At 71.3% G+C, this 26,663-nt stretch carries 22 protein-coding genes, 2 tRNA genes and 1 pseudogene; 7 read left to right on the top strand and 18 right to left on the bottom strand.

Annotated elements, in window-relative coordinates:
* The first annotated feature begins 3 nt into the window (after positions 1–3).
* Positions 4–1,182: a GNAT family N-acetyltransferase gene (locus D7X96_RS31770; protein ID WP_120552600.1), complete on the top strand. Its 1,179-nt coding sequence runs from the start codon at positions 4–6 to the stop codon at positions 1,180–1,182.
* A 74-nt stretch (positions 1,183–1,256) separates the two neighbouring features.
* On the opposite strand, the gene D7X96_RS31765 is transcribed toward D7X96_RS31770, so the two are convergent.
* Together D7X96_RS31765 and D7X96_RS31760 are read right to left on the bottom strand one after the other, a co-directional pair.
* Positions 1,257–1,892 (bottom strand): MlaC/ttg2D family ABC transporter substrate-binding protein, encoded by a 636-nt coding sequence (locus tag D7X96_RS31765; protein WP_121771446.1) that lies wholly within the window; start codon positions 1,890–1,892, stop codon positions 1,257–1,259.
* 66 nt (positions 1,893–1,958) lie between these two features.
* Entirely contained in the window at positions 1,959–3,758 is a 1,800-nt protein-coding gene (locus tag D7X96_RS31760; protein ID WP_121771445.1) for a TolC family protein, read from the bottom strand.
* Between the two features lie 231 nt (positions 3,759–3,989).
* Between D7X96_RS31760 and D7X96_RS31755 the strand changes: the two genes are divergently transcribed.
* Both D7X96_RS31755 and D7X96_RS31750 read left to right on the top strand, forming a co-directional pair.
* Entirely contained in the window at positions 3,990–4,910 is a 921-nt protein-coding gene (locus D7X96_RS31755) for a class I fructose-bisphosphate aldolase (protein ID WP_120552597.1), read from the top strand.
* Positions 4,911–5,073: 163 nt separating this feature from the next.
* A complete protein-coding gene (locus tag D7X96_RS31750; protein WP_121771444.1) occupies positions 5,074–8,850 on the top strand; it encodes an ATP-binding protein in 3,777 nt (1,258 codons plus the stop codon).
* A gap of 75 nt (positions 8,851–8,925) precedes the next feature.
* Here D7X96_RS31750 and D7X96_RS31745 read toward each other — a convergent pair.
* The 5 genes from D7X96_RS31745 to D7X96_RS31725 all read right to left on the bottom strand — a co-directional run bounded on the left by D7X96_RS31745 (position 8,926) and on the right by D7X96_RS31725 (position 11,761).
* A tRNA-Ala gene (locus D7X96_RS31745) sits at positions 8,926–8,998 on the bottom strand.
* A gap of 65 nt (positions 8,999–9,063) precedes the next feature.
* Positions 9,064–9,462 carry a hypothetical protein gene (locus tag D7X96_RS31740; RefSeq protein WP_120552595.1) on the bottom strand — a complete coding sequence of 133 codons (399 nt, stop codon included), beginning with the start codon at positions 9,460–9,462 and terminating at the stop codon, positions 9,064–9,066.
* 60 nt (positions 9,463–9,522) lie between these two features.
* Positions 9,523–10,902, bottom strand: a complete 1,380-nt coding sequence (locus D7X96_RS31735; RefSeq protein WP_208647414.1) for an RsmB/NOP family class I SAM-dependent RNA methyltransferase — start codon at positions 10,900–10,902, stop codon at positions 9,523–9,525.
* A 16-nt stretch (positions 10,903–10,918) separates the two neighbouring features.
* A complete protein-coding gene (locus D7X96_RS31730; RefSeq protein ID WP_121725568.1) occupies positions 10,919–11,584 on the bottom strand; it encodes a response regulator in 666 nt (221 codons plus the stop codon).
* A gap of 91 nt (positions 11,585–11,675) precedes the next feature.
* A tRNA-Leu gene (locus D7X96_RS31725) sits at positions 11,676–11,761 on the bottom strand.
* A gap of 99 nt (positions 11,762–11,860) precedes the next feature.
* On the opposite strand from D7X96_RS31725, the gene D7X96_RS31720 reads away from it, so the two are divergent.
* The 4 genes from D7X96_RS31720 to D7X96_RS31705 all read left to right on the top strand — a co-directional run bounded on the left by D7X96_RS31720 (position 11,861) and on the right by D7X96_RS31705 (position 16,832).
* Positions 11,861–12,607: a tetratricopeptide repeat protein gene (locus tag D7X96_RS31720; RefSeq protein WP_120552593.1), complete on the top strand. Its 747-nt coding sequence runs from the start codon at positions 11,861–11,863 to the stop codon at positions 12,605–12,607.
* 528 nt (positions 12,608–13,135) lie between these two features.
* Positions 13,136–14,092, top strand: coding sequence for a diguanylate cyclase (locus tag D7X96_RS31715; RefSeq protein WP_120553074.1), 957 nt, complete (start codon positions 13,136–13,138; stop codon positions 14,090–14,092).
* Positions 14,093–14,118: 26 nt separating this feature from the next.
* Positions 14,119–15,855 carry a response regulator gene (locus D7X96_RS31710; protein WP_120553075.1) on the top strand — a complete coding sequence of 579 codons (1,737 nt, stop codon included), beginning with the start codon at positions 14,119–14,121 and terminating at the stop codon, positions 15,853–15,855.
* Between the two features lie 95 nt (positions 15,856–15,950).
* Positions 15,951–16,832 (top strand): hypothetical protein, encoded by an 882-nt coding sequence (locus D7X96_RS31705; protein WP_121771443.1) that lies wholly within the window; start codon positions 15,951–15,953, stop codon positions 16,830–16,832.
* Positions 16,833–16,935: 103 nt separating this feature from the next.
* Here the strand turns inward: D7X96_RS31705 and D7X96_RS31700 are convergent, their stop codons facing one another.
* From D7X96_RS31700 to D7X96_RS31655, 11 genes and pseudogenes are all read right to left on the bottom strand, one after another.
* Positions 16,936–17,529 (bottom strand): HdeD family acid-resistance protein, encoded by a 594-nt coding sequence (locus tag D7X96_RS31700; protein WP_233610246.1) that lies wholly within the window; start codon positions 17,527–17,529, stop codon positions 16,936–16,938.
* A 179-nt stretch (positions 17,530–17,708) separates the two neighbouring features.
* Positions 17,709–18,590 (bottom strand): tRNA (adenosine(37)-N6)-dimethylallyltransferase MiaA, encoded by an 882-nt coding sequence (gene miaA, locus D7X96_RS31695; RefSeq protein WP_120553078.1) that lies wholly within the window; start codon positions 18,588–18,590, stop codon positions 17,709–17,711.
* Between the two features lie 73 nt (positions 18,591–18,663).
* Positions 18,664–19,503: a hypothetical protein gene (locus D7X96_RS31690; protein ID WP_244219797.1), complete on the bottom strand. Its 840-nt coding sequence runs from the start codon at positions 19,501–19,503 to the stop codon at positions 18,664–18,666.
* The gene (locus D7X96_RS40125) at positions 19,500–19,664 is read right to left on the bottom strand and encodes a hypothetical protein (RefSeq protein WP_158626653.1); all 165 of its coding nucleotides are present in this window, start codon (positions 19,662–19,664) and stop codon (positions 19,500–19,502) included. The genes D7X96_RS31690 and D7X96_RS40125 overlap by 4 nt, the downstream gene beginning before the upstream one ends.
* 12 nt (positions 19,665–19,676) lie before the next feature.
* Entirely contained in the window at positions 19,677–22,697 is a 3,021-nt protein-coding gene (locus D7X96_RS31685; protein WP_121725017.1) for an outer membrane protein assembly factor BamB family protein, read from the bottom strand.
* 13 nt (positions 22,698–22,710) lie between these two features.
* Positions 22,711–23,271, bottom strand: coding sequence for a hypothetical protein (locus tag D7X96_RS31680; RefSeq protein ID WP_121771441.1), 561 nt, complete (start codon positions 23,269–23,271; stop codon positions 22,711–22,713).
* A complete protein-coding gene (locus D7X96_RS31675; RefSeq protein WP_120552950.1) occupies positions 23,268–23,582 on the bottom strand; it encodes a PqqD family protein in 315 nt (104 codons plus the stop codon). Before D7X96_RS31675 ends, D7X96_RS31680 begins: the two co-directional genes overlap by 4 nt.
* Positions 23,579–23,989, bottom strand: a complete 411-nt coding sequence (locus tag D7X96_RS31670; RefSeq protein ID WP_279637409.1) for a S24/S26 family peptidase — start codon at positions 23,987–23,989, stop codon at positions 23,579–23,581. Before D7X96_RS31670 ends, D7X96_RS31675 begins: the two co-directional genes overlap by 4 nt.
* A 171-nt stretch (positions 23,990–24,160) precedes the next feature.
* The gene (gene hisS / locus D7X96_RS31665; protein ID WP_121771440.1) at positions 24,161–25,450 is read right to left on the bottom strand and encodes a histidine--tRNA ligase; all 1,290 of its coding nucleotides are present in this window, start codon (positions 25,448–25,450) and stop codon (positions 24,161–24,163) included.
* Positions 25,447–26,289 (bottom strand): archaetidylserine decarboxylase, encoded by an 843-nt coding sequence (gene asd / locus D7X96_RS31660; protein ID WP_120552952.1) that lies wholly within the window; start codon positions 26,287–26,289, stop codon positions 25,447–25,449. Before asd ends, hisS begins: the two co-directional genes overlap by 4 nt.
* Before the next feature lie 31 nt (positions 26,290–26,320).
* Positions 26,321–26,663 (bottom strand): annotated as a pseudogene (locus D7X96_RS31655) (hypothetical protein); the annotation flags it as partial.

Below are 26,663 nucleotides of genomic sequence, written 5' to 3'. Positions count from 1 at the left end.
CCCATGGCCCACCCCGCCCAGCACGAAGCCGCCTCCTCCCCTACTCCCATGCCCTCCGACGTGCAGGTGACCCCTGTGCGCGGCGCGGCGGACCGGACGGCGTTCATCCGGCTGCCGTACTCGCTCTACCGGGATGATCCGAACTGGGTCCCTCCGCTGGAGATGGAGCGCCGCGACTTCCTGGACCCGAAGAAGAACCCCTTCTTCGACTACGCGGAGGTGGAGCTGTTCCTCGCCCGCCGCGGGCAGGACGTGGTGGGCCGGGTGGCGGCCATCAAGAACCCGCGCCACATGGAGTTCCACGGCACGAAGGAGGGCTTCTTCGGCCTCTTCGAGTGCGTGAACGACGCGGGCGTGGCCCGGGGCCTGTTGGACGCGGCCGGCGCGTGGCTGAAGGCGCGCGGCATCGACACCGTGCTGGGGCCGGCCAACTTCTCCTCCAACCAGGACTGGGGCCTGCTCGTGGAGGGCTACGACAGCCCTCCCGCGCTGATGATGCCCTACAACCCGGCGTACTACGCGGGCCTGCTGGAGACGTGCGGCTTCACCAAGGCGAAGGACCTGTTCGCCTACGAGCTGTCCTCGTCCACGCCGCCGCCGGAGAAGGTGGCGCGCATCGCGGAGAAGATCCGCCAGCGCGAGGGCGTCACCGTGCGCGCGGTGAACCTGAAGGACTTCCCCGCCGAGGTCGCCCGCATCAAGCAGATCTACAACGCGGCCTGGGAGAAGAACTGGGGCTTCATCCCCTTCACGGACCGCGAGTTCGAGCACATGGCCAAGGAGATGAAGGCCATCGTGCGTCCGGAGCTGGTGCTCATCGCGGAGGTGAAGGGTGAGCCCGTCGCCTTCTCCATGACGCTGCCGGATGCGAACCCCGCGTTCCAGGCGGCCAACGGGCGGCTGACGACGTTCGGCCTGCCCATTGGCCTGGTGAAGCTGGTGCTGGCGTCGCGCAAGCTCAAGCGGCTGCGCCTGCTCACGCTGGGCATCAAGGAGGGCTACCGGCGCCGAGGCCTGGACGCCATCCTCTACCTGGACACCCTGCGCACCGCGAAGGAGCTGGGGTACACGGGCGGCGAGATTTCGTGGACGCTGGAGGACAACCACCTGGTCAACCGCGCCATCGAGTCCATGGGCGGCCAGCGCTCCAAGACGTACCGCGTCTACCAGCGGCCCGCTTGACGAAGCCCTGAAACACGTCCGCCCGGGCGCTGGTGGCACCCGGGCGGAAGGGACACTGCACCGGCTCCCCTACTTCACTTCGCCTGGGGCGCGGCGCCCGTGCCACCGGCGGCGGACTCGTTCACGGAGGCCGCGCTGGTGTTGGCGTTCTCCTTCTCCAGCTGGGCGCGCTTGGACTTGAGCGTCGTCAGCAGGCCGTCAAAGCCCTTGGTGGAGAGGATCTTCTTGAACTGGCCGCTGTAGGTGTCCACCAGGGACACGTCGTCGGTGACGACGTCGTAGATGCGCCAGTCCGCCTTGGCCGACGCCTTGTAGAGCTTGTAGTTCACCGGGACCTGGTCCTTCTTCACGGTGAGCTCGGTGTCGACCGTGGCCTCGGTCCCCTGCACGCTCTCCTTGCCGTACTTCACGTCCGCCTTCGCCTGGCCGATGGCCTTCTGGGCGTACGAGGCGCGCAGCAGGCCCGTCATGGTGTCGGTGAACTCCTTCTGCTGGGCGGGGGTGAGGCCCTTCCAGGCCTTCTCACCCAGGGCGCGCTTGGCGAGCTCCTGGAAGTCCACGAAGGACTCCACGACGGTGGCCAGGGACTGCACGGTGGCGCCAGGGGCGTTGGCCGCCTTCTGCACGGCGGCGTTGCCGTCCTTCACCACGTTGAGCGGGCTCACGGGAGCGGCGGCGAGCAGCGTGGCGGCAAGCAGGGAAGCAATCATAGGGATGAAGCTCCGGGTTGAAGGTCAGGTGTGACGACACCTGTTCGGACTGGCAGCCTGAAAGGGTTATTCATCCGTCGTGGGGACGGCACCGGTGACGCGGGCAAGTGACGCCAGGCCGACGCGCACGTCGTGCCAGCTCTTGCCGCGCTCGGCGGAGGCCTGCGCCAGCGCGGTGAAGGCGTCCACCAGCTCCCGCGTGTCGCCCGTGCCCAGATCGAACGCGGCGTAGGCGGCGGTGGCCCAGCGCTTCGCGTTCTTCTCCGCCTCCGTGAAGGACTTCGCGCGCGCGTAGGCCGCGGCCAGCTGCCCCTGCGCCTGGGTCACCTCCAGCCGGATGCCGGCCTTCAGCGTCAGCTCCTGCGCGTGCATCTTGTCCAGCTCCGCGCGGGCCTGCTCCAGCTGCGCGTCCTTGATGGGGATGTCGAAGGTGCCCCGGATGACCAGGCCCAGGCCCGCGGTGCGGTCGTTGAAGGGGTCGTAGGCGAAGGGGCTGCGCTGGCGCGTGGCGCTGCTCGTCCAGCGGACGTCGTAGTAGCCCGCGAGTCCCAGGTCCGGGTAGTAGCTGCGCTCGCGGATGATGACCTCCTGCTCGCGCGCGATGATGCCCGCGGCGATGGCCTTGAGCTCCGGACGGCGCTCGTTGGCCTCCTTCAGCGCGGTCTCCAGGTCGGGCACCTTCACCTCCTCCTGGAGCGGCAGGTCCTCCTCCACCACGTCCACCTGCTCCTCCGGCGTCGCGCCCGCGAGCAGCCGGATGGCGGTGAGCGCGAACTGCTCGCCCTGGAGGGCGGTGGCGCGCTGGGACTCCACCAGCTGGCGGAAGTACCCCAGCTTGTACGTGTCCAGCTTCGTCACCTGATCCGAGTCCTCCTTGAGGAGCGCGTCGATCTTGTCGCCCGCGTCCTTGAGGCGCTTGGACACGTCCTCCAGCTGCTTCAGGCCCGCGCGGGCCAGCTGGTAGCCGTAGTACGCCTGCGCGGCCTGGAAGCCGGCCTCCGCGCGCGCACGCTCGCGCAGCGCCGCGCCCACCTTGGGGCCCTGCTCGCCGGCCTTCTCCAGCGCGGAGAGCTTGCCGAACGTGTACAGCGGCAGCACCGCGTTGCCGGTGGAGAACACCGTCACGCCCACCTTGCCGAAGTTCCAGTCGCCCTCCAGCGACGCCTCCGTGGTGGGGGGGCCGCCCAGGCCGTTGTTGCGCGCCTCGGGGACGGGGCCGCCCGCGCCCACGGTGATCTCGAACCGGGGGAACCACGCCCAGCGGGCCTGATCATGCAGCGCCTGGAACTTGCGCAGCTCCGCGCTGGCCTCCGCCACGCGCGCGTCCTGCGTGCGCGCCCGCGCCACCAGCTGGGCCAGGGTGATGGGCCCCTTCGGAATCCTCGTGGCCTGGCCGGTGCCCGGAGCCTGGGCCTCCTCCGGGGCGCCCCGGGGCGTGCCCGGGGTGAGGTCGCCCCGCGCGCCGTCCCCCGAGCCGGGAGCGATGGGCGGCGTGCCCAGGTCCTTCGCGCCCGGCGTGGCGGCCGGTGGCTTGGGCGTGCCGGTGGTGGCGCCCTGGGCGGCGTTGCCTGGCTCGGCGGCCGGACCGGGGTTGACGGCGGTGGGGCTCGGCAGCGGCGCGCGCGTGCCCGGCGTGGGGTTGGCGGCGGAGGAGCCCGTGCCGGTGGGGCCGGGAGACGGGGGGGTGCCGGGCGAAGGCGTGGGCACGGTGCCCGGGGACAGGTTGCCCGGCGAGGGAGTCGCGGTCCCCGGCGCCCCTGTTCCAGGAGCATTCGAGGGAGCTGTCGTGGGCGAGATCTGCGCGCCCGCCACGCCACCGGTGAGCATCATTGCCACTGCGACGACCTTGCCGACTTCTCTGCCCATGCTGTGGTCCGCCTCGTGTGCGGCCGGGCATATCCGGAAGCCCGCGACGGCGCAGCATTTCTGTGCACCTTCCCGGAGGGCCAGATGTCGGCTTCCCTCCAGTCGGCTCGCGCGGCGAGGCGGTAGAGGGCGTGACAGTCGCCGACATCCGGTAGAGACAAAGCTTGGTCGGCGCGGGCAAGGAACGCAGAATCCCGCGCCGGTTCCGACGCCTTCCTTCGAGGAAAACCCATGGCCTACACCGACCGCGTCAAGCAGATCCTCTCGTGGTACCCCTCCGACAACCCCGGCACGCTGACGAACCTGGCGCGCCTGCTGAACCACGGCACGCTCGCCGGCACGGGCAAGCTGGTCATCCTGCCGGTGGATCAGGGCTTCGAGCACGGCCCCGCGCGCTCCTTCGGTCCGAACCCCGCCGGGTATGATCCGGACTACCACGCGCAGCTGGCCATCGAGTCCGGCTGCAACGCGTACGCGGCGCCGCTGGGCTTCCTGGAGGCCATCGCGGGCAAGCTCGCGGGTGAGATTCCCCTCATCCTGAAGGTGAACAACTCCGACTCGCTGGCCAAGACGGCCGCGCCCATGTCCGCGGTGACGTCGTCCGTGAAGGACGCGGTGCGTCTGGGCTGCGCGGCGGTGGGCTACACCATCTACCCGGGCTCCGCGGCCCGCAACGAGCAGTACCAGGACCTGCGCGACATCATCGCGGAGGCCAAGTCCTACGGCCTGCCCACGGTGCTGTGGGCCTACCCGCGCGGCGCCCTGTCCAAGGAGGGTGAGACGGCCATCGACGTGGTGGCGTACGCGGCGCAGATCAGCGCGCAGATGGGCGCGCACATCATCAAGGTGAAGCCGCCCTCGGACCACCTGGAGCAGGCGGAGGCGAAGAAGGCCTTCGAGAAGGCGAACATCTCCACCAAGACGCTCGCGGACCGCGTGCGCGAGGTGGTGCGCTCCGCGTTCAACGGCAAGCGCATCGTCATCTTCTCCGGCGGCGAGGCGAAGGAGACGGGCGCCCTCATCGAGGACATCCGGCAGATCCACCAGGGCGGCGGCTTCGGCTCCATCATGGGCCGCAACGCCTTCCAGCGTCCGCACGACGAGTCCATCAAGCTGCTCAAGGACGTGATGAACATCTTCGCGGGCAAGTAGTCCGCGCCAGGTGATGTGGCCGCCCCGTCCGGTGCTTCCGGAGTGTGGGCGGCCACGCCGCACCGTTCCGGCGTGAACGCTGGCGGGCAGCCAGCCCCCGGAGCGGCCGGCTTCCCCTTCCCCACCACTGGTTCCCGCACGGCGCTTCGGTTAGGCAACGGGGATGATCGAAGGATCCAGCACGTCCGGCGACGGGGGCGCCGACCGCGCGACCCGGGAGGTGCTCGCCGGGGGCGGCGAAATGGGCGCGCTGATGCGGTCCATGGACTGGTCGAAGACGCCGCTCGGTCCGGTGTCCTCCTGGCCGCAATCCCTGCGCACCATCGCCAGCGTGTGCCTGACGTCGGGCTTCCCCATGATGGTGTTCTGGGGGCCGGACGCGGTGAAGCTCTATAACGACGCGTACAGCCGCATCCTGGGCGGCAAGCACCCCGCCGCCATGGGGCGGCCCGGGCGCGAGGTCTGGGCGGAGGTCTGGGAGCTGATCAGCCCGTGGGTGGAGCAGGTCCGCCGCGAGGGCCGCTTCCTCATGACGGAGAACCAGCGCCTCTTCATCGAGCGCAACGGCTTCCTGGAGGAGACCTACTTCACCTTCTGCTACAGCCCCGTCCGCGACGAGTCCGGCGCGGTCAACGGCGTGCTCGACACGGTGGTGGAGACCACCGGCCAGGTGCTGGACGCGCGCCGCCTCCTGACGCTGCAGGAGGTGGCCTCGCGCGCGGGCGGGAGGCGCGAGGTCCAGGACGCATGCACGCACGGCCTGGAGGCGCTCGCCACCAACCCCGCGGACCTGCCCTTCGCGATGCTCTACCTCATGGACGCGGACGGCCGCCGGGCCCGCCGGGCGGGGCACCTGGGCCTGGAGGCGGAGGGCCCCTTCAGTCCCGAAGAGGTGAGCCTGGAGCCGGGCGCGGCCTCTCCCTGGCCCCTGGCCCAGGTGGCCCGCTCCGGACAGGCCGAGCGCGTCACCGGGCTCCAGGCGCGCTTCGGTCCCCTCCCCCTGCGGGACGGCGTGCCGCAGCCGGACTCCGCGCTGGTGCTGCCCATGGCCCGCTCCGGTGAGTCGAGCCCGGCGGGCCTGCTGGTGCTGGGCCTGTCCCCCCGGGTGCCCGCGGATGCGTCATACCTGTCGTTCCTGGAGCTGGTGGCGGGCGGGCTGGGCGCGGCCCTCTCCGGGGCTCGCGCGTACGAGGACGCCCGGCGGCAGGCGGAGTCCCTGGCGGAGCTGGACCGGGCGAAGACGGCCTTCTTCTCCAACGTCAGCCACGAGTTCCGCACGCCGCTGACGCTCATGCTGGGGCCGCTGGGGGACGTGCTCGCGGATCAGCAGCATCCCCTCGCAGCCTGGCACCGGGAGCAGCTGTCCCTGGTCCACCGCAACAGCCAGCGGCTGCTCAAGCTGGTCAACAGCCTGCTCGACTTCAGCCGCCTGGAGGCGGGCCGCATGCGGGCCGCCTTCGAGCCCACGGACCTGGGGCCGCTCACCGCGGGGCTCGCGGGCGCGTTCGACTCGGTGGTGACGAAGGCGGGGCTGCGGCTGGAGGTGGACTGCCCCCACCTGTCCATGCCCGTCTGGGTGGACCGCGATCTCTGGGAGAAGGTCGTCCTCAACCTGCTCTCCAACGCCTTCAAGTTCACCTTCCAGGGCACCCTCGCCGTCCGCCTGCGCGAGCACGAAGGCCAGGTGGAGCTGACCGTCAGCGACACCGGCACGGGCATCCCCGAGGATCAGCTGCCCCGCGTCTTCGACCGCTTCCACCGGGTGGAGGGCGCCCGGGGCCGCAGCCATGAGGGCAGCGGCATTGGCCTGGCGCTGGTGCGCGAGCTGGTGGAGCTGCACGGCGGCCGCGTCTTCGCGCGAAGCACCCTGGGCCAGGGCAGCACGTTCACGGTGACGCTGCCCACCGGCACGGCGCACCTGCCGCCGGAGCAGCTGCGGGCCCCGTCGGGGGACATCAGCCTCACCCCGAACCCGGAGCTCTACGTCCAGGAGGCCGCGCTGTGGGTGTCGGGCGCGGCGGACGACGCACCGGCGGTGGTGCCCGTCCCGGAGGCGCAGCCGGGGCTGGTGCGGGGCCACGTGCTGCTGGCGGACGACAACGCGGACATGCGCGACTACGTGCGCCGGTCGCTGGAGGGGCGCTTCACGGTGACGGCGGTGGCGGATGGCCGCGCCGCGCTGGAGGCAGCGCGCGAGCATCCTCCGGACGTGATGCTGACGGACGTGATGATGCCGGGCCTGGACGGCTTCGGACTGTTGCGCGAGCTGAAGGCGGATCCGCGCACGGCCCACGTCCCCGTCATCCTCCTGTCCGCGCGCGCGGGCGAGGAGGCCAAGGTGGAGGGCCTCACCGCCGGCGCGGACGACTACCTGGTGAAGCCGTTCGGCGTGCGCGAGCTGGTGGCCCGCCTGGAGGGGACGGTGAACGCCGCCAGGGCCCGCGCCCAGCGCGAGGAGCTGCTCCAGGCGCTCAAGCTGTCGGAGACGCGCTACCGGCTGGCCACCCGCGCCACGAAGGACGCCGTCTGGGACCTGGACCTGAGCACCCAGCAGCTCACCTGGAGCGAGGGCATCTACACCCTCTTCGGCTACGCGGTGGGCTCGGTGCCCACGGCGCTGGACTGGTGGACGGAGGCCGTCCACCCGGAGGACCGCAAGCAGGCCGCCGAAAGCCTCCACGCCATCGCGGAAGCGCCCACCAACAGCGACTGGCGCGCCGAGTACCGCTTCCGCAAGGCGGACGGCACCTATGCCCAGGTGGAGGACCGGGGCTGGGTGGTGCGCGACGCCGCCGGCACCGCGCTGCGAATGGTGGGGGCCATGCAGGACGTCACCCAGCGAAAGGCCGCCGAGGACGCCCTGCGCCGCAGCGAGGAGGAGTTCCGCACGCTGGCCGAGGCGCTGCCGGAGGCCGTCTTCGTCACCGCCCCGGATGGCGCCATCACCTACGTCAACGGCGTGCTGACGGAGGAGACCGGCGTGAGCGCGGAGACGCTGCTCGACCGGGGCTACCGGAGCGTCATCCACCCTGATGATCTGCCCGCCAGCGGCCGGGCCTGGGTGGAGGCGCTGGCGCACGGCGACCGCTACCAGGCCGAGCACCGGGTGCGCTACCGGGATGGCCAGTACCGCTGGCACCTGGTGCGCGCCATGTCCGTGCGGGACGCCGAGGGCCGGGTGCTGAAGTGGGTGGGCACGTCCATGGACGTCCACGAGCTGCGCCAGGCCCAGGCCCAGCAGCAGCAGCGCGCGGACTTCGAGCAGCAGCTCATTGGCATCGTGAGCCACGACCTGCGCAACCCCGTGAGCGCCATCCTCCTGGGCGCCGCCAGCCTGATGCGCCGCGAGGAGCTGGACGAGCGCAGCACCAAGGCCGTCAGCCGCATCCAATCCGCCGCGGAGCGGGCCCACCGGATGATCCGCGACCTGCTCGACTTCACCCAGGCGCGCCTGGGCGGCGGGCTGAACATCCAGCGGCGCGCGTCGGACGTGCACGAGATCGTCGACGGCGTGCTGGAGGAGATTGAAGCCACGCACCCGGACCGGGAGATCCGCCGGCGCCGGGGCGGCAGCGGCCAGGGCTTCTGGGATCCGGACCGGCTGGGACAGCTGGCCCAGAACCTGGTGACCAACGCGCTGAAGTACAGCCCCCGGGACACCGCCGTCCTCGTGGAGACCCACGGCGAGGACGACGCCGTGACGCTGTCCATCCACAACGCGGGCGCCCCCATTCCGCCGGAGCGCCTGGGCCGCCTCTTCCAGCCCCTCCAGCGCGCCAGCGGCGAGGTGGACCACAGCAGCCGGAGCATCGGCCTGGGGCTCTACATCGTGAAACAGCTGGTGGAGGCCCACGGGGGCGACATCACCGTGGTGTCCACCGCCGAGGCCGGCACCACCTTCACCGTGCGGCTGCCCCGCGACGTCCCGGCGGCCCCGTAGCGCCCAGAGGCCTCCGGGGACCGGAAAAGCGAAAGGCCCGCGAGATTTCTCTCGCGGGCCTCTCTCAATTCAGTGTGGAGCTAACCGGGATCGAACCGGTGACCTCTTGAATGCCATTCAAGCGCTCTCCCAGCTGAGCTATAGCCCCTTCTTTGCTGCGTGCTGCCCGGGTCCGCCGTGGGGGGCGGTCCGTGCCGTGAGGCGGGGCGACTTCTATGGCTTCTTCGTCCCGGACGCCACAACTTTTTGCGGCTTCGCGACGGTTTTTACCTTCAAACGGTCCGCCACCTCTTCTCCTTCCCGGAGCAGGTCGGTGAGGGACGCGGCGTGGTCCGCCGCCGCCTTCTCCGCCGCCGCGATGTTCTGCAGCAGCCGGGCGAAGTTCGCGGGCAGCTCCAGCCGGCCCGCCTGGACGGCCTGCCAGACGGCCTCGCCCAGCTCGCGGTGGGTCTGCTCCTTCTTGTCCTTGAGGAAGGCGGCCTTGCCGTTGGCCCGCGCCAGCTCCGTGTTGCGCTCGACGGCGTCCCGCAGCCTGGCCAGCTTGGCCTCGGCCGCCTGGAAGGCTTCGTTGATCTGCCGCATCACTTCGGACTGCTTCGGATCTGCCGCCACGGCTGTCACCCTCGGGAGAGGAGAAGGTCGTTCGTGCGTAACGTGGCGGCTCGGCGACTGTCAACCCGCCTTGCGGACCAGCCGGGCGGCGAAGAAGCCCCCGCCGGGGATCCGGGGAGGCAGGGCACGCAGGTAGGGGCCGTCCACCCCCACCTGATGCTCCGGCGCCCATCCCTCCCCCACCGGCTCCAGCGCGAAGTCCGGGTGCTTCTTGAGGAAGCCCTCCACCACCGCGTCGTTCTCCTCCGGCAGCACGGAGCACGTCGCGTAGACGATGCGAGCGCCGGGCTTCACCTTCGCGGCCACCTCCGCGAGCAGCGCGGACTGCGTGGCCTGGAACTCCGTGATGGCCTTCGCGGACAGCTTCCACTTCTGATCCGGCTCGCGCGCGAGCGACCCCGTGCCGCTGCACGGCGCGTCCACCAGCACCACGTCCACCGCCTCCAGCGGCACCGGGTGCGGGAACGTCACCTGCTTGAGGCCGAACTCGCGCACCCGCTCGCGCGCGTCCGACAGCCGGCGCTTGGAGCGGTCCCCCGCGAGCACCTTCCCCTTCGCGCCCACCAGGTCCGCGAGCCCCAGCGTCTTGCCGCCGGCCCCCGCGCACACGTCCGCCACGGTGAGCCCCGTGAGGCTCGCACCGGGAGGCAGGCACGCCAGGACGATGAGCTGGCTGCCCACGTCCTGCACCTGGAGCCGCCGGGCCTTCATCGTCTTCGACTCGAAGATGCGGTGGCTGGAGTCCGAGACGCGCAGCGCGTCTGGCGCGCACGTCACCGCCTCCACCGCCACGCCCTCCTCCGCCAGCGCCGCGAGCACCGCGTCCCGGGTCCCCGGCGGCCGCGCGCGGAAGTGCAGCGACGGCTCTTCATCCAGGGATGCCATCAGCCCGGCGAGCGTCCCTTCCGGGTACACCTGCGCCAGCCGCTGCGTGAGCCAGCCGGGGAACGAGTACCGGGTGGCCAGCCGCTCGACGACGGCCTCGGGCCCTTCCGGCGCGGCGGGCTCTTCCAGGGGCTTCGTCGCCAGCCCCTCCAGCACCGCGTCATGCAGCGTGCGCGGACGCACCGGCCCCGGCAGCTTCACCTCCGGCCCGATGCGTGCCCAGCCTTCACCACAGAAGAGGCGCCGCCAGAGCGTGTAGCGCACCAGCGCCTGGTCCTCCGTGAGCGCGTGCTTCCCCGGCGAGTGCCCCAGCTGCCGCGCCGCCAGGTCCAACAGCCGCGTGTGCCGGGACAGCTCGCGCGCCGCCAGGGCCACGAAGCGCCGCTCCTGCCCGCCCAGCCCCTCCGCCTCCCGCAGCGCGGTTGCGAGCGCGGCCTTCAGCGGCTCGCCCTTGAGGACGGCGATGTGCGTCTCCACCGCCGCGGTGGCCGCGCGCCGGGACGGACGCCCGAGACGTGACGGATCATGCGGCGTGGGCCAGAGGGGGATGTCCACGGGTTGACCTCGTCGCCTAACCGCGCAGCGGCACGCACACAGCCAGCGCGCCGGCCCGCGTCTTCACCTGCGGCGACGCGCCCAGGGACAGGAACAGGTAGCAGGGCGCCGCATAGCGCTCGCCGTCCAGCTCCAGGTCGCCCTCCACCAGGAGGATGCCGTGGGCGGACCGGGGATGGCTCCAGGGGAAGGCCGCCTCCGGCGCCAGCCGCAGCCACAGCCGGGCGCCATCCCGGGCCGGGTCCGCGGACTTTACTCCGGGTGATGCCTCTTTCCACTCAGGAGAATCCCCATCCAGGGGCTCCCCGGCGGCGGCGACCACCTGGCGCTTGAGCGCGAGGAAGCGCTCGACCAGCTCCATGATGTCGTCCACCTGGAAGGGCTTGATCAGCAGCGCGTCCGGCTCCGAGGGGTGCAGGACCTGGGCGACCTCCTGCGGACCGGCGGCGCTGACGATGGCCACCGGGTGGCGCTGTCGGCGCGCGGCCTGGAGGACGCCCCGGCCGTCCGTGTGCCCGCCCGCGATGCGCATGTCGGTCATCACCAGCTCGAAGCGGTCCGCCGCCAGGGCGCGAAGCGCTTCGTCGAGGGTGCCCACCGCCTGCACGTCCGCCAGCTCGGAGACCAGCTCTCCCATTCCCTCGCGGAGGCTTGGATCATCCTCGACCAGCAGGACCTTCATCGCGTCTTCCAGCGCGGGGGACAGGGGATCGCTTTCACGTTAGGGCGCCCGGAAGGGACGGCATCTCGGGCGCCGGGTCTGCGTTTGAAGATGGCCCTCCCCGGACTCGAACCGGGACGCGGGGTCAGCCGCAGCGGATTTTGAGTCCGCCTCGTCTACCAATTTCGACAGAGGGCCCCTTGGGTGTGAGCGAGGCGGCCGAACGTATATCGCGCCTTCGGTTCGTGTGCATCCGAAGATTGCGGTGGTCCACGCACACCGCTAAAGGGGCAGCGCATGTACAACCTCCTCATCTCCCTGGCCGTGGGGCTGGCGGTCGGCGTGCTGGTGAAGCTCGCCGGCGGCTTCTCCTGGTGGGCCGGCATCGTGCCCGGCGTCATCGTCTTCTTCGCCACCTACATCATCCTCGCCCGCCGGGTCTCCACCCGCGTCCAGGCGCTGATGACGACGGTGCAGAACGACCTGCAGGGGCAGCCCGCCAACCAGAAGGAGGCCCAGGGCCGCGTGGACCGGGCCGTCAAGACGCTGGAGCAGGGCCTGGTCTGGGACAAGTGGCAGTTCCTCATCGGCCCGGAGATCCACGCCCAGATCGGCATGCTGAAGTACATGATCAAGGATCTGGACGGCGCGAAGCCCCACCTGGAGAAGGCCAGCACGCGCAACTACATGGCCAAGGCCATGGAGGGCGCCCTGCACTTCCGCCGCAACGACGTGCCCGCCATGAAGGCCTCCTTCGAGTCCGCCGCCAAGAGCGGCAAGAAGGAGTCCATTGTCTGGGCCGTCTACGCCTGGTGCCTGCTGCAGCTGAAGGACAAGGACGCGGCCCAGCGCGTGCTCGCGCGCGGCGTGGAGCAGAACCCGTCCGACGAGAAGCTCAAGGGCAGCCTCGCCCAGCTGCAGAACGACAAGCGCCTGAAGATGAAGCCCTATGAGCCGCTCTGGTGGCAGTTCGGCCTGGAAGCGCCGCCGATGATGCCGCCCCAGGGTGGCGGCCGTCGCGTGCAGTTCACCCACCGGCGCTGAAGTCCGCTGGAGTGTGGGCCCGGCGCCACCGACCTGGCGCCCGGGCCCCTCTGGCCATCCCGTCGAGGCGCTGCCTACACGCGCGCTTCCGGGGAGTTTCCAACGGATCAGCCGCCCCACCCCACCCGCGCGCACGACGCCGGGCGGCCCCGCGTCCGGCAATTCCTACCGTGCGTGCCGCCCCCACGCTGCAACGTCTTCCGGCCGTCTTGTTGGCTGTCGCGCGGGCCCCTGTGCAACCCCCTGAAAAGAGGCCGTCCGGCGCATGAAGCGCGGGGCACACGGCTTGCTCTCGGGCAGGGGCACGCGGGCGACCGGGGCGGGAAGGTTCCCAAAGCCCCCGCGGAGGCGGACGGGCTTGGCAGCCGGAGGTCTCGGGTGAAGTTTGGATGGGTGGGTGGGTGCTTGCAAGACGGGGCGGCGGCGGGTGCGCGTGGGGCGCAAGGGCGTGGGGAGCACCTGGAAGGGCGTGGCGCCCGAGACTTTCGGCCTGCCATTTCGGGACAACCGAGCGGAGCGAACCAGTTCATGGAACGGCACGGCCGCAGCAGTGAGCGCGCGCTCCTGCTCATCATCGAGGACGACATCGGCGTGCGCGAAGGGCTGATGGACCTGCTCGCCCCGCGCTTCGACGTGCTCGCGGCTTCGGACGCGGACGCGGGGGTGGAGCTGGCGCGCGAGCACCGCCCGGACCTGGTCCTCCTGGATCGCTTCCTGCCCTCCGGGGATGGGCTGGCGGTCCTGGAGACGCTCCAGGGCGACGTGCGCACGGAGATGGTGCCGGTCATCTTCCTCACGGGGGACGCGGACGAAGCGACCCTGGAGCGATGCCTGGAGATGGGCGCCGTGGACTTCATCCACAAGCCGGCGAGCTCGCGCGAACTGCTCGCCCGCATCGACCGCGCGGTGCGCCAGAGCGAGCAGCAGCGCAAGCTCCAGGTGCTGGCGCAGACGGACGCGCTCACGGGCCTGGCGAACTTCCGGGCGCTGTCCGTGCGGCTGGAGGACGAGTTCAAGCGCGCCCAGCGCTACGGCTACGCGCTGAGCGTGGTGGTCATCGACCTGGACCACCTGAAGGCCATCAACGACGGCATGGGCCACGACGTGGGCAACCGCGCCATCCTGGCCCTGGCCACCCTCATGCAGGGCAACCTGCGCGAGTCCGACTTCGCGGCGCGCTTCGGCGGCGACGAGTTCGTCGTGCTCCTGCCGCACCAGACGTCGATGGAGGCCGCGGTGTTCGCGGAGCGCCTGCGCTCGGAGCTGCGCGGCGTGAACGTGCAGCGCGGTGACGGGCGCCCGGCGCCCTTCGGGTTGAGCATCAGCGTGGGCGTGGCGGACCACACGGCCGACTCCCCGCGCGAGAGCACGGAGGCCTTGCTGAAGGCGGCGGACGCCGCGCTCTACGAGGCCAAGCGCGAGGGGCGCGACCGGGTCGTTGTCTACGGCCGGTCGCTGCACACCTCCGCGGCACAGCGGCACTGACGGCGGGACGGGAACGAGGGCGCGCGATGAGCGGGACCAGCAAGCTGGCGAGTGGTTCGAGGGTGGCGATCGTCGGCGGCGGTATCGCCGGGGCGGGGCTCGCGGCCTCCCTTCTCTTCAACGGACGTGCGCGGGGCGTGGCCCTGGACGTCCGCGTCTACGCGGGGGGCACGGAGGAGCGCACCGCGCCCCCTGCCCTGCTCACGCCGGAGTGCCGCTCACGGCTGGCCGCGCTGGGCTGCCGCATTCCTCCGGAGTGGCGCGCGCACGAGCTGCGCGGCGTGGAGATCATCTCCCAGGGCGAGCGCGAGCTCTTGCCGTGCGCGGCCGGCGGCCTGTGGGTCGTGGACGGCTGGCCCAAGGGTGAAGGCGGCCTGGACATGGTGCGCCACGTGCTGTCCACGGCGGCCAGCGCGCAGGGCGCCCGGTTCGTGAACCGCCACGTGGAGCGCGTGGAGCGGCAGGCGCCGGCTCCGGACGCCCCCACGGCGGTGCGCAACGCGGGCCCGCTGGTGGTCCGCGCGCAGGGCAGCGGCGAGCGCTTCCACGCGGTGGCGCTGGCCGCGGGCGCGGGGCCGCTTTTGGGTGACGCGTTCTTCAAGGGCTTCAAGCCGGCGCCGTCCATGCCGGCGGTGCAGGCGCGCATCCAGGGCGGGATGCCGGGCCGGGAGCTGGCGCCGGTGGCCCGGCTGTGGGTGTCTCCGCTGCCTTCGGTGGACGCGCTGTTCCTCATCCCGGGCGCGTCGTCCGTGTACGCGCTGGCCTTCGGCGCGGCGGTGACGCCCGCGGACCTGTGCCAGGTGTTGATGATGGCCGCGCGTGACGGCCTCCTGGAGGAGGGCTTCGAGGTCACGACCCTGGAGACCACGCGCCTGCCCTTCGGCCCCGGCCGCACGCTGGTGGCGCCCGGGCAGCTGGTGGTGGGCCCCGCGGCCTTCGGCCACCCGCTGCAGGTGGGCCTGTCGGAGACGCTGGCGTCGTGCAGCCGCGCCGCCGTGGCGCTGCTGGATGGTGGGCTGGACGCGCCCTCGCTGGAGCGCCGCTACGTGCGCGACGGGCTGGGCGAGCTGATGGAGGACGCGGCGGCCGGTGCGCGCTCCATCGCGTGGCTGCGGCGCGCGGGCAAGCGGGCCCCGGCGGCGTTCGTGTCGGCGCGGGCGAAGCATGCGTCGGCCGGCGTGTACGGCGGCGGCGTGCTGGGTCTGAGCTCCCCCACTCCGCTGGGTCTGCTGTCCGCGGCGCGCTGGTCCGGCGTGCGCGAGGTGGTGGGCTCGTGGCTGCGCACGCCCATCGAGCCCGTGCCCACGGTGATTCCGGAGGTGGAGCCGGACCTGTACTACGTGGTGGACGACGACGCGGACACGCGCGAGGCGCTCACGCTGCTGTTGGAGAGCACCGGCGCGCGCGTGGTGGCCTTCGCGGATGAGCTGGCGCTGTTCTGCGCGGTGGCGCGGCGTCCGCCCACCGCCATCCTCCTGGACGTGGTGCTGCACTGGGTGGACGGCCTGCGCCTGTGCGAAGGCCTCAAGCAGCACCCGCTCACCCGCGACACGCGCGTGCTGGTGATGAGCGGCCTCAACCGTCCGCACGTGCGTCAGCGCGCGCTCGACGCGGGCGCGGAGGCCTTCCTCCCCAAGCCGGTGAACCCGGACCGCCTCCTGTGCCAGCTCACCGGCCGCGTGCCGGACCCGCTCGCCGCGCCGCGTGACGTCATCCGGCCCGCCGCCATGGAAACATTTGGCGAAGACCGTTTTGCGTCCTGACACCTACCTGTACGCAACCCAGATCACATCGACGGGATAATCCCTACAAAAGCATGAATCTTCGCACTTCATGCTCCACTCAAAGGGAGTCCCTCATGCTCGCCACGAAGTTCTTTCGCGTTGGCCAGACGTCCACCCAGCTGCTGAAGCACACGCCGCAGATCCAGCGCACCTTCTCCACCAAGGTGCTGTCGCCGGAGGACAAGGCGCTCAAGACGCAGGCGGACCAGAACCGCATCAAGTTCCAGCAGCACGACATCATGAGCGACATCATGAACGCCGAGGACCGGCGCGACGGCGGCAACAACCAGTTCGCGCCGCGCATCCGGCCGGACGTGGAGCTGACCCGCCGGGACAACTTCCCCTTCAACGAGGTCCAGCCGAAGTACGACACGCCGAAGTCCGCCATCGACCGCGGCGGCAAGCTGCAGCCGGTGGACGCGAAGGACCGCACGGTGACGCTCACCGCGCACGTGGACGGCGCGAAGGAGACGAAGGCGCACTCGCCCTACACGTCCTTCAGCGGCGTGCCCGTGGGCGTGGACGGCAAGGCCACGGAGAAGAAGCTCGTGGACAACCCGGACTACGGCAAGAGCCGCATCGTCCACAACCCGTCCCGTGACGTGAAGGGCGGAGACGTGTTCGATCAGTTCGACATCCAGCGCGACATCCGCACGTCCACGCAGCCGGGCCTGGACGAGACGGCCGTCAACCGCAGCCAGCCCGGCAAGCCGGTGTGGCAGCCGGAGCCGCACGAGCGGAAGTTCCTGGCGGACGTCGGCGTGGATCCGACGAAGGAGCGCTTCACCTACCGCGAGCGCGCGATGATGAACTCCAAGCGGGATCAGGAGTACCTGGTGCGCGGCACCATCCACGACTTCACGCTGGAGCAGCAGGACGCGAAGGGCGACCTGAAGCACGTGTCGCGGGATCAGTTCGCCGACCTGTTCGACGACGCGCACACGAAGGCGAAGTAGCCCGCGAACCGGTCCGGCGCCGAACACCGACGCCGGTTTCCGGCTGAAACTTCACCCGCCGATATCCCTTGTTCACCCAAGGTGAACAAGGGAGCCGGGCGGCTCAGGCCTCCACGTGCCGCAGGCCCCGGCGCAGGATGAGCGAGCCGGACATCATGGAGATGCCTCGGAAGAAGACGGCGAGCCCCACCATGGTGCCCACGAGCCACACCGAGGACGTGGGCCATCGAGCCATCACGCTGAGGCCCAGGACCAGGGAGATGAGGCCGTAGGCCAGGTCCCATCCCCACTGGAAGTAGCGGTCCATGACGGCGGTGATGACGTGGAAGAGGCCGCTGGCGAAGAAGTAGCCGGCGATCAGCAGCGTCAGTGAGGCCAGCCCCGCGGCCGGGTACATGACGGTGAGGATGCCGACGACGGTGGTGAGTACGCCGCCGAGCATGAAGGACCAGAAGGCGCTCCGGCTCTCGTTGCGGGAGCGAATCGCCGCGGCGATTTCGAGGACGCCGCCAACCACCAGCATCATTCCCACGAAGAAGATGGTGACCATGCTGGTGAAGAACGTGCCGCCCAGCAGCACGACCCCCGCGATGGCCGTCAGCAGGCCCAGGATGAAGGGGCCGCCCCACATGGCGGAGGCTCCCCTGGGAGGACGGTCCGGCCGGGTCTCCGGCGCGCGTTCGACGTTCGTTCGCATGGCGATCTCCACGGTGATGGCTGCCCCGCGTCGGGCCCTCGGCCGCCTGCCGGTCCGGGAGTGGAGGTGGGGGTAGCGTTTCCTCGTGGAAGATGGGCGCGCGACCGGGCGCGAACAATCCGCGCCAACGGACGAAATGAGCCGGCACGGCGAGCAGGGGCCAAAGCGGTCCGCCGCGACTACAGGGCAGGACGCGTGTACGGCGGCGCGAGGAACACCGCGCCGGGCTCCTTGCGAAACCACGTGAGCTGCCGCTTGGCGTAGCGCCGGGTCTCCTGCGCGGTGTCGGCGATGGCCTCCTCGCGGGTCATCCGCCCCTCCACCACCGCGCGGGCCTGCACGTAGCCGACGCTGCGCATGGGGGCCGCGTCCGCGTAGCCCTGATCCATCAAGGCCCGAGTCTCCTCCACGATCCCCCGGGAGAAGAGCGCCTGCGTGCGCGCGTTGATGGCCGCGTAGAGGGAGTCGCGCGGCGGATCCAGCACGTAGAGCTGGAAGGGGTAGCGGTCCGGCGCGAAGGCGTGGGCGCGGCGGAACTCGGACGCGGGCACGCCTGTCTGCGCGTGGATCTCCAGGGCGCGGACGACGCGCACCAGGTCCTGGGGAGGCAGCCTCGCCGCGGTCTCGGGGTCCACCTCGGACAGCCGGCGGTGCACGGCCTCCCTCCCCTGCTCCGCCGCCAGCGCCTCCAGCTCCGCGCGCAGCGAAGGCAGGGCCCCGGGCGCGTCCACCACGCCGTGCAAGAGGACGCGCAGGTACAGGCCGGTGCCACCGACGACGAACACCGGCCGGCCCCGTGACGCGATGTCCGCGATGGCCGCGTCCGCGCGGCGTTGGTACTCGGCGGCGGAGAAGGGCTCGAGCGGATCCACGCAGGAGACCAGGTGGTGCGGCACGGCGGCCAGCTCCTCGGCGGAGGGCTTCGCGGTGCCGATGTCGAAGGCGCGGTACACCTGCTGCGAGTCCGCGGAGACAATCTCGCCGCCGCCCGCGCGAGCCCACTCGATGGCCAGCGCCGTCTTCCCAGACGCCGTGGGTCCAGCGATCACCGTCAACGGCACCCGCGTCTCAGCCACCAGCGTCCGCCTCCCACGCCCGCTGTAACGCAGACGCGAGGCAAGCGCGAGCCCCCGCTCAAGCCAGCCGCGCCCGCACCACCGCCGCCGCGCTGGCATCCCGCGCGAACACGAGCCGGGCCGTCTCCACGGACGACAGCACGCGTCCGGCCGCGCCCACCAGCGCTCCCCGGCCCGAGGGCGTGGGCTCCGGCAGCAGGGCATTCAAGAGCAGCACGCGGGCCACCTCCCCTGCCCCCTGCGCCTCCCACCGCGAAGCCGCGTCCCAGCCCAGCGTGCCCACCGCGACGAGCGACGCCTCGGGGGTGCGGACCGGCACGTTCCAGGGAGTCCCCGCAGCGCGCCACGTCCCGTCCTCTCCGGGCCACACCGCCACCAGCTCATCCGCGAGCACCGTCCCGCCCGCGTCGCGCCACAGCCCGCCCAGGGTGCTCTTGCCCGCGCCGGAGTGCCCCACGAACAGCGCGGCCCGGCCCTCGTGCGCCAATCCCACGCCGTGCACGAGCAGCCCGCCCCGCTTCGCCAGCGCGGACGCGAGCATGATCTTGATCACGTTCTCCACCGGGTACCGCCCGGTTCCGACGACGTCCGCGCGGCACCGGTCCCGGGAGAGCATGGCCGAATATCCGGCGCCCTCCACGCGCAGCGTCCCTGCGTCACCGGGCTCCAGCCGGGGCAGCTCCTGCACGGTGGGGGGAGAAACAGGGCTGGGAGGGTTGCGCATCACCAGCCGGGCCTCGTCGGAGGCCACGGCATCGGGAGCACGGAACGCGCCGAACACGCGCTGGAGCGGGGCCGCGAGCGCCGCGTCCTCGACCTCGAGCGCCACCGTCCACCTGGCCAGGGTGATCCGGAGGACCGCGTCACGGGGACCCGGCGAGGGGTCCCCGCCGTTCACGGCACGCACTCCGATTCGCCGGGGATGGTGCACATGGAGATCTGCGCCAGCGCGACGAAGGGCTGCTCCCACACGATGGCGGGAGGCACGTACACCTCGGGCGCGGCCGGCGGCTTCGGCAGGGACGGACCCACGGGAGGCTGTGCAGGGCGTTGGCTCACGTGTTGGCCCACCTAGAAGGGCACCGGGAAGGCACAGATTCGACCATCCGCGGTACCGACATGCAACCGCGCAACGACGTTGTCGATGGTCGGCGTGCCGATGGCCTGCGCCGACGACACGGTCACCTGCCCGGAGTCCAACCCCGTCTCCGACTCCAGCTGGTGCACCTTGCCATCCGAGCTGCCGACGTAGATGCGCGCCACGCCGTTCTGGTTGAGGGTGAAGGAGCCGGCCGGCCCCGCGACGGGCGTGGTCCACATCAACTTCGGCACGTTGGTCGCGTCCATCTCATAGCGCTCCACCCTGCCGTCCGCCGTGCTCACCACGAAGCCCTTGCCCAGCGGCCGCGCGAAGTGGGTGAAGGCCCGCGCGGTGGTGGGCCGCACGGTGACCGTCCAGGCCGTCGCGTACGTGGCCGGGTTCACGCCGTACACCCGGCCGTCGTTGGCGGTGACGAGGATCTGGTTGCTCGTGGCGTTGCGGACCACGCCGAACTCCAGGTCGCCCAGCGCCAGCCGCGCCACCTCCGCGCCCGTGAGGCTGTTGAGCACGCGCAGCGTGGCCGTGCTGGTGCCCGACTTGGTCGCCACGTAGAGGCGGTTCGTCGTGTAGTCCACCAGCATGCCGCCGCTGACCATGCCCAGGTCTCCGGGGCGGTAGCGCCAGATGAGCGCGCCCGTGGCCGCGTTCAGCGCGACCACCTGGTTCAGCGCGGACGTGTTGCGCGTGGCGAAGATGGCCAGGTCGATGTTCGAGTGCGTCGTCCGGTACTCCGGGTTCGCGTAGTCCAACAGCTGCGTCACCGGGAACGAGCTGATGTTCCCCAGGCCCAGCGTGGTGTTGCGCCACAGGAACTCGCCCGTGGCCGCGTTGAGCACCGCCGGCACGCCGGACTGGTCGCCCACGACGATCCACTGCTGCCCGGGCCGGCCCAACAGCGGCACCACCGGGAAGCGGCTGCCAATCAGGCCCGTCATCTTCACCGGCCGGAAGCGCTCCGCGCCGTCCTCGGAGGGGTTCACGGTGTTCGTGAGCGAGCCCACGATCGAGTCGTTGTACGAGCTGAAGATGCCCACGCCCAGCTCGGTGACGGGCTGGAGCAGCGAGGACAGGCCCACCGAGTAGCACCACAGCGGATTGCCCGCGACGCGCGCCCGGGGCGCGGCCAGGAGGCCCTGCGACGTAGGCTGGTTGCCCGGCCCGTAGCGCAGATGATCATCCGCGTTGAACACGCGGTAGACGTACGTCGTGCCGTTGGTCACGGCCGTGTCCGTGAAGGACGACGCGGAGCTGAACTCGTCCATGTACGCCACCGTCGCGTTGCCCACCGTGTCCCCCACCGCGTAGCGCACGCCGCTGGTGGGCGCGGTGTTGGGCCGGGTCCCCTCCGCGCGCAGCACCAGGGTGCCGCCGTGGTTGAAGGGGTTGTCCCACGTGAGCGTCACGCTGCCGTCGCGGGCCACGCCGGTGAGGCGCTCCACGTCCGGGGACGCGGTGACCGCGAGCAGCGTCATCATCGCCTCCACGCGGATGCGCGGATCGTTCCAGCCCTGGTTCAGCTCCAGCCGGTGGCGGAACGCCGTGTCCGCGGTGACGGCCGTGAAGCCCGAATAGGTGATGCGGAAGGTGGCCTCGCCGCCCACCGGGATGCCGGTCTCCGACTCCCAGTTGTAGCCGGCCGCGTCCGTGGAGACGGCCCAGTCCCCGAACGGCTGCGGGCCCGACGCGGCCACGGAGAAGTAGTTCACCGCGGGCTTGAACAGCTTCACTTCGTAGATGGGCAGCGTGCCCCGGTTCTGCACCGTGTACGCCACCGTCACGCCCGTGGCCGCGGTGGACACCGTCTCCTGGCTCAGCCGCACGCGGTGCTCCACGATGCGGCCCTTGCGCGCCGTCACCGCGTCCCCTGCCACGGAGGAACCGTTGAGCGTCCCGTCCACCTGCGCCTGGAACTGGTAGCTGGCGCCCGGCGACCCGGACACCTGGTAGCGCCACGTGAACTGCGCGGAGGCTCCCGGCGCCAGCTGCGCCACGCTCTCCGGCGACGGACCGGACACGAGCGACGCCGTCGCGCTGCCCAGCAGCACCGGCGTGCGCGGGCGCACCTGGGTGTACGTGTTCGCGCTGGACGTGTTGAACACCGAGAGGCGCAGCGTCACCTGCTCTCCGCTGAAGGCGTCCACGACGTCCATGTCCGCCGCCGCCGCCAGGTTGCCCACGTCCCCCATGGGCGAGTCCGCCAGCGGAGCGTTCGCGTTCGTCGCGCGCGCCCGGACGCGAGCGGCCCCGGCGCCGGCGGCGGTGGCCCGCAGATTGACCGCGATGACGCCCGCGGCACGCGCCGCCACGGACACGTTGTTCGAGGGGACCTTGCTCACGGTGGTGAGCGGCGCACCGGTCGTGGACGTGGGATTGTCCACGGCCACGGAGGCCGTGCCGGTGCCGCGGTTCTCCACCACCACGCGCGCCGCGGTGGTGCCGTTGACCGCCAGCATGCGCGGCGCCAGCGTCACGTTCGTGATCAGGATGGCCCGCGTCCACGCGGTCATGCTGTTGATGTTGAAGGTGTAGTTCGTGCCGCCGCACTGGTCGCGGGCGTACGTGCCCGCCGCGAAGCGCTCGGTGTTGTTGTCGGTGGAGCGGTTGCCCGGGGCCACCACGTTCAGCACGAAGCGCGCGGACTGGTTGCGATCCAGGCCGCGCCCGTCGTCCACGCAGCCCTTCGTGGACTGGAAGGTGATGCGCCGCACGTTGGAGTCGATGTACTCGACCTTCCAGTCCGGGTTCTCCTCCGCCGGCAGGCCGCCCAGCAGCTGGTAGCCCGTGGGCAGGACGAAGGAGACCTCCGACAGGCGGGCGTCTCTCGTGGCATTGGTCGTGTTCGTCACCTCCACGACGAGCTCGGACGCGTCTTCCATCACCACGCGCGCGACCGTCTCTCCGGCGGCGGGGATGGGGCGCGCGGACCAGGTCTGGGAGAAGCCCACCGCGGGCAGCAGCACGGCGGCGAGCGCGAGGATGCGGACGTTCATGGCGTGCCTCACGTCACGGCTCCAGGGTGAAGGACGTGGCGGCCAGCTGCGCCCCATCCAGGAAGAAGCGCACCTGCCAGGTGCCCGTCATGCGCGCCATGGACACCGGCGTGCCCGCCACCGGCAGCGAATAGCGCAGCGTGCGCGACTCGTCCGGCGGCGCCACCACCGTGGCGCTCCGCTTCTCGTACGGACGCCCGCCCGGCGCGATGAACTCCACGTCCACCTGGCCCTTGTGGGGCACGCCGCTGACCACGAAGTCCACGTCCACCTGCTGCACCTCGGACAGGGCCGTGGGCTCCGAGCCCGCGCCCACCACCTCCGCGCTCCCGGTCGGGGGCGGCAGCACCTCCGGCGGAGGCGGCTCTTCCGGTGGCGGCTCCTCCACGGCGGGAGCCGGGGGTGGCCGGGCCACGCTCCCGCCACCGGCCAGCACGTCGGTCGGATCCACGGAGGTGACGGAGCCCTTGTCAGGCCCCGGCTTCACGGCCGGCGGCGGCAGGGGGGACACCCCTTCCGAGCACGCCGACAGCACCATCGCACCCGCCAGCACGGCTACGCGCGCCCGCATCATGTCTCCTCCAGAGGCGCGGCACCGGCCGGCGCGCGCACTTCGTCCAACAGGCCCTTGCGCTGGAGCTCCCCCAGGAAGCGCAGCGTGTCGGCCAGCACCGGACCGACGTCGGTCGAAAACTCGGAAGCCACCTGCTCCGCCACTGCCCGGGCCGTGCGCTGTCCATCGCACAGCGCCCAGATGCGCGCCGCCGTCGGGTTGAGCCCGCGCAGCGTGCGCCCCTCCGCGTCCAGCACCAGGAAGTCCGCGCCGAAGCCCTCCCCCGAGGTCCCCGCACGCCGCCGGGGAACGCTGCCTTCCGGAAAGCTCATGCGCGGCCCGGCCTTCCCAGCCACGAGGCCAGCTGTCGCTTCAGCGTCGCGCGCCAGCGGCCCAGGCGCCGAGGCCCCACGTCCCAGCGGTCCATCTCCAGCAGCGCTCCGCCCCGGCGCACACGCCGCGCACGCCCCAGGATACGGATGAGCGGCAGCGGCGGATCTTCCATGACGCCGTTGTCCCCGCGAAGCGCGCACAGGCTGCCGTCGCACCAGCGCACCCGGTGCAGCACCAGCGAGGACTCGAAGCGCGCCAGCACCACCTCACCCGGGCGAGGCGCGTCCACCAGCGGCTCCACCTCCGCCACGTCCCCCGCGCGCAACGACGGCCACATGCTGTCCCCGGCGACGGGGATCCAGCGAGGGCCATCGATCACGGAGACGGGCTGGGGAGCGCTCGACATTGCAGGCCGAAGGTACTCCAAACTCTCAACCCTCGCGAATCCCCTGGCCCACCTTCCCCCAGCGATTCCCAGGACTTAGGGCACTTGACACCTTTACTCCGGGATTTTCAGGGAAGACGGGCCGCCCCCCCTCCCCTCCGGCCGGGCGCGTCATGCCGGAGGGGGGCTGGATCAGGACACCGGGGCCTGGGCCGGGGCTTCCGGCTGGGCGCGCACGGTGGCGGCCACGTTGTCGAGCGCGACGGGCACGGAGTCACCGCCGGCCATGGGCTTGAGCTTCGCCTGGCCGCTGGTGCGCTCCTGCTCGCCCAGCACCAGCGTGAAGCGGGCGCCGGACTTGTCCGCGCGCTTCATCTGGCTCTTGAGGCTGCCGCCGCGCGTGTCGAAGTCCACCTTCAGGCCCTCGCGGCGCAGGCGGCTGGCCAGCTTCAGGCCTTCGTCGTGGCTCGTCTCGTCCACGGCGATGAACAGGTCCGGCCGCTGGATGAACGTCTTGCCGCTCTCCTTGAGCAGCAGCACCAGCCGGTCCAGGCCCATGGCGAAGCCCACCGCGGGCACGTCCGGCCCGCCCAGGCCCTTCATCATCTTGTCGTAGCGCCCGCCGCCGCCCACGGTGCTGGCCGTGCGCAGCGCGGGGTGCGCGGCGATGAACTCGAAGACGGTGCGCGTGTAGTAGTCCAGGCCGCGCACCAGCCGGTGGTTCACCACGTAGCGCACGCCCAGCGCGCCCAGCTTGCGCTGCAGGTCCGTGAAGTGCGTGCGGCACGGCTCGCACAGGAACTCGAGCACGTTGGGGCCGGCGGCGGCCACCGCCTGGCACTTCTCGTTCTTGCAGTCGAGCACGCGCAGCGGGTTGCGCTCCAGCCGCTGCTGGCAGTCCCCGCACAGCTCCTCGCGGTGGGACTTGAGGTAGTCCACCAGCTTCGCGTGGTACGCGGGCCGGCAGTTCTCGTCGCCCAGCGAGTTGATGTTCAGGGTGACCTCCTGAAGGCCCAGGGCCTCCAGGAACTGCACCACCATGTCCATCAGCTCCGCGTCCTGCGCGGGCTCCTTGGCGCCGTAGGCCTCCGCGCCAATCTGGTAGAACTGACGGTAGCGGCCCGTCTGCATCCGCTCGTAGCGGAACATGGGCCCCGTGTAGAACCAGCGCGACACCGGCTCCTGGTTGTTCACCGAGTGCTCGATGTACGCGCGCGCCGCCGGCGCGGTGCCCTCCGGACGCAGGGACAGGCTGCGGCCGCCCTTGTCCTCGAAGGTGTACATCTCCTTGCCGACGATGTCCGTCTCCTCGCCCACGCTGCGCACGAAGAGCGCGGTGTCCTCCACCATGGGCGTGCGCACCTCGCCGTAGCCGAAGCGGCCGAACAGCGTGCGCGCGGTGGACTCGACGAACTGCCACACTTCAATCTCGCCCGGCAGAAGGTCGTTCATCCCCTTCACGCCGTTGATCTTCTGGCTCACGTGATGACTCCGATACGCGTGCCCATGCGCACCACCGCTTCCGGCTGCATGCTGTCGTCCCAGCGCACGCGGCCGGGCTCGAAGCAGAGGATGACGGTGGAGCCCATCTCGAAGCGGCCCAGCTCGCCACCCTTCTCCACCGGGATGGCCGTGCCGTACTGGTGCACCTTGCCGGGCTGCCCGATGTGCGTGGTGATGTCCTCGTAGGACGCCTTGATGCGCGACACGCAGGTGGCGCCCACCTTCACCACCGCCACCTTGCCGGCCACGGTGTCCAGGTACGTGATGAGCCGCTCGTTCACGCAGAACAGCGACTGCTTGTTCTTCACCGACGCGGGGTTCACCGGCCAGAACTCACCCGGGATGTACGCGTACCCGGTGATGGTGCCGCCCAGCGGCGAGTGGATGCGGTGGTAGTCGCGCGGGGACAGGTACACCGTCGTCCAGGCGCCGCCGTGGAAGGGCTTCGCGGCCTGCGCGTCACCCAGCAGCTCGTCCACCGTGTACTCGATGCCCTTGGCCTGCAGGCACCGGCCGTTGTCCGCGTAGCCCACCTGCGACACGCGGCCGTCCACCGGGGACACGACGACCTTCTCACCGGCGTCCACCGGGCGCAGGCCCGGCTTCAGGCCGCGGGTGAAGAACTGGGCGAAGGTCGGGTACTTCTCGAAGGCGTGCTCCGCCTCCTCCATGTCCACGTTGTACGCCTTGGCGAAGGCGCGCATGGCCCAGTGGTGCACCGGCGCGGGCGCGGGCAGGCGCGTGGCCAGGCCCACCGCGGAGGACACCGCCGACTTGGGCAGCACACGCATCAACTTCATGAAGGTCTGTTCGTTCATCGAAGGTCGTCAGCTCTTGAATGAGAAAGGTTCAACGCCCGGCATCGGTCTCGGGCACCGTGCCGCCGTCCGCATAACGGCGCACGGTCCGCATGGCGCTCTTGGGTAACAGCGCCAACACCCGGCCGTCTTCAATCACCAGCGAGGTGTCGCGGTGGGTGGGGTACTCCAGCTGGCAGGCCGCCCGGTCGCTCAGCTGCCAGGTGTCCCGCATTCCCCGCCCTTCCACCGTGACGGGCACGGAGCGGATGAAACAGCCGCGGAAGCCCGCCACCAGCTCGGAGGCCGGGGTGCCCATCTGGGGCCCGGCAATCACCCCGGCGTCCCCGGGGCCGGCGTCCGCTGCCTCCGCCGCCACGGGCTCGGGCGGGCGG

Source organism: Corallococcus interemptor (genome assembly GCF_003668875.1).
GTDB classification, from domain to species: domain Bacteria; phylum Myxococcota; class Myxococcia; order Myxococcales; family Myxococcaceae; genus Corallococcus; species Corallococcus interemptor.
Note: the sequence above shows the minus strand (reverse complement) of the source record. Positions and strands in the feature narration are given on the sequence as shown.

What these genes read in the sequence shown, in the direction of transcription:
- D7X96_RS31770 (WP_120552600.1), top strand. Translation starts at nt 4, where the DNA reads ATGGCCCACCCCGCCCAGCACGAAGCCGCCTCCTCCCCTACTCCCATG.
- D7X96_RS31765 (WP_121771446.1), bottom strand. Translation starts at nt 1,892, where the DNA reads ATGATTGCTTCCCTGCTTGCCGCCACGCTGCTCGCCGCCGCTCCCGTG.
- D7X96_RS31760 (WP_121771445.1), bottom strand. Translation starts at nt 3,758, where the DNA reads ATGGGCAGAGAAGTCGGCAAGGTCGTCGCAGTGGCAATGATGCTCACC.
- D7X96_RS31755 (WP_120552597.1), top strand. Translation starts at nt 3,990, where the DNA reads ATGGCCTACACCGACCGCGTCAAGCAGATCCTCTCGTGGTACCCCTCC.
- D7X96_RS31750 (WP_121771444.1), top strand. Translation starts at nt 5,074, where the DNA reads ATGATCGAAGGATCCAGCACGTCCGGCGACGGGGGCGCCGACCGCGCG.
- D7X96_RS31730 (WP_121725568.1), bottom strand. Translation starts at nt 11,584, where the DNA reads ATGAAGGTCCTGCTGGTCGAGGATGATCCAAGCCTCCGCGAGGGAATG.
- D7X96_RS31720 (WP_120552593.1), top strand. Translation starts at nt 11,861, where the DNA reads ATGTACAACCTCCTCATCTCCCTGGCCGTGGGGCTGGCGGTCGGCGTG.
- D7X96_RS31715 (WP_120553074.1), top strand. Translation starts at nt 13,136, where the DNA reads ATGGAACGGCACGGCCGCAGCAGTGAGCGCGCGCTCCTGCTCATCATC.
- D7X96_RS31710 (WP_120553075.1), top strand. Translation starts at nt 14,119, where the DNA reads ATGAGCGGGACCAGCAAGCTGGCGAGTGGTTCGAGGGTGGCGATCGTC.
- D7X96_RS31705 (WP_121771443.1), top strand. Translation starts at nt 15,951, where the DNA reads ATGCTCGCCACGAAGTTCTTTCGCGTTGGCCAGACGTCCACCCAGCTG.
- D7X96_RS31700 (WP_233610246.1), bottom strand. Translation starts at nt 17,529, where the DNA reads ATGCGAACGAACGTCGAACGCGCGCCGGAGACCCGGCCGGACCGTCCT.
- D7X96_RS31685 (WP_121725017.1), bottom strand. Translation starts at nt 22,697, where the DNA reads ATGAACGTCCGCATCCTCGCGCTCGCCGCCGTGCTGCTGCCCGCGGTG.
- D7X96_RS31680 (WP_121771441.1), bottom strand. Translation starts at nt 23,271, where the DNA reads ATGATGCGGGCGCGCGTAGCCGTGCTGGCGGGTGCGATGGTGCTGTCG.
- D7X96_RS31675 (WP_120552950.1), bottom strand. Translation starts at nt 23,582, where the DNA reads ATGAGCTTTCCGGAAGGCAGCGTTCCCCGGCGGCGTGCGGGGACCTCG.
- D7X96_RS31670 (WP_279637409.1), bottom strand. Translation starts at nt 23,989, where the DNA reads ATGTCGAGCGCTCCCCAGCCCGTCTCCGTGATCGATGGCCCTCGCTGG.
- asd (WP_120552952.1), bottom strand. Translation starts at nt 26,289, where the DNA reads ATGAACGAACAGACCTTCATGAAGTTGATGCGTGTGCTGCCCAAGTCG.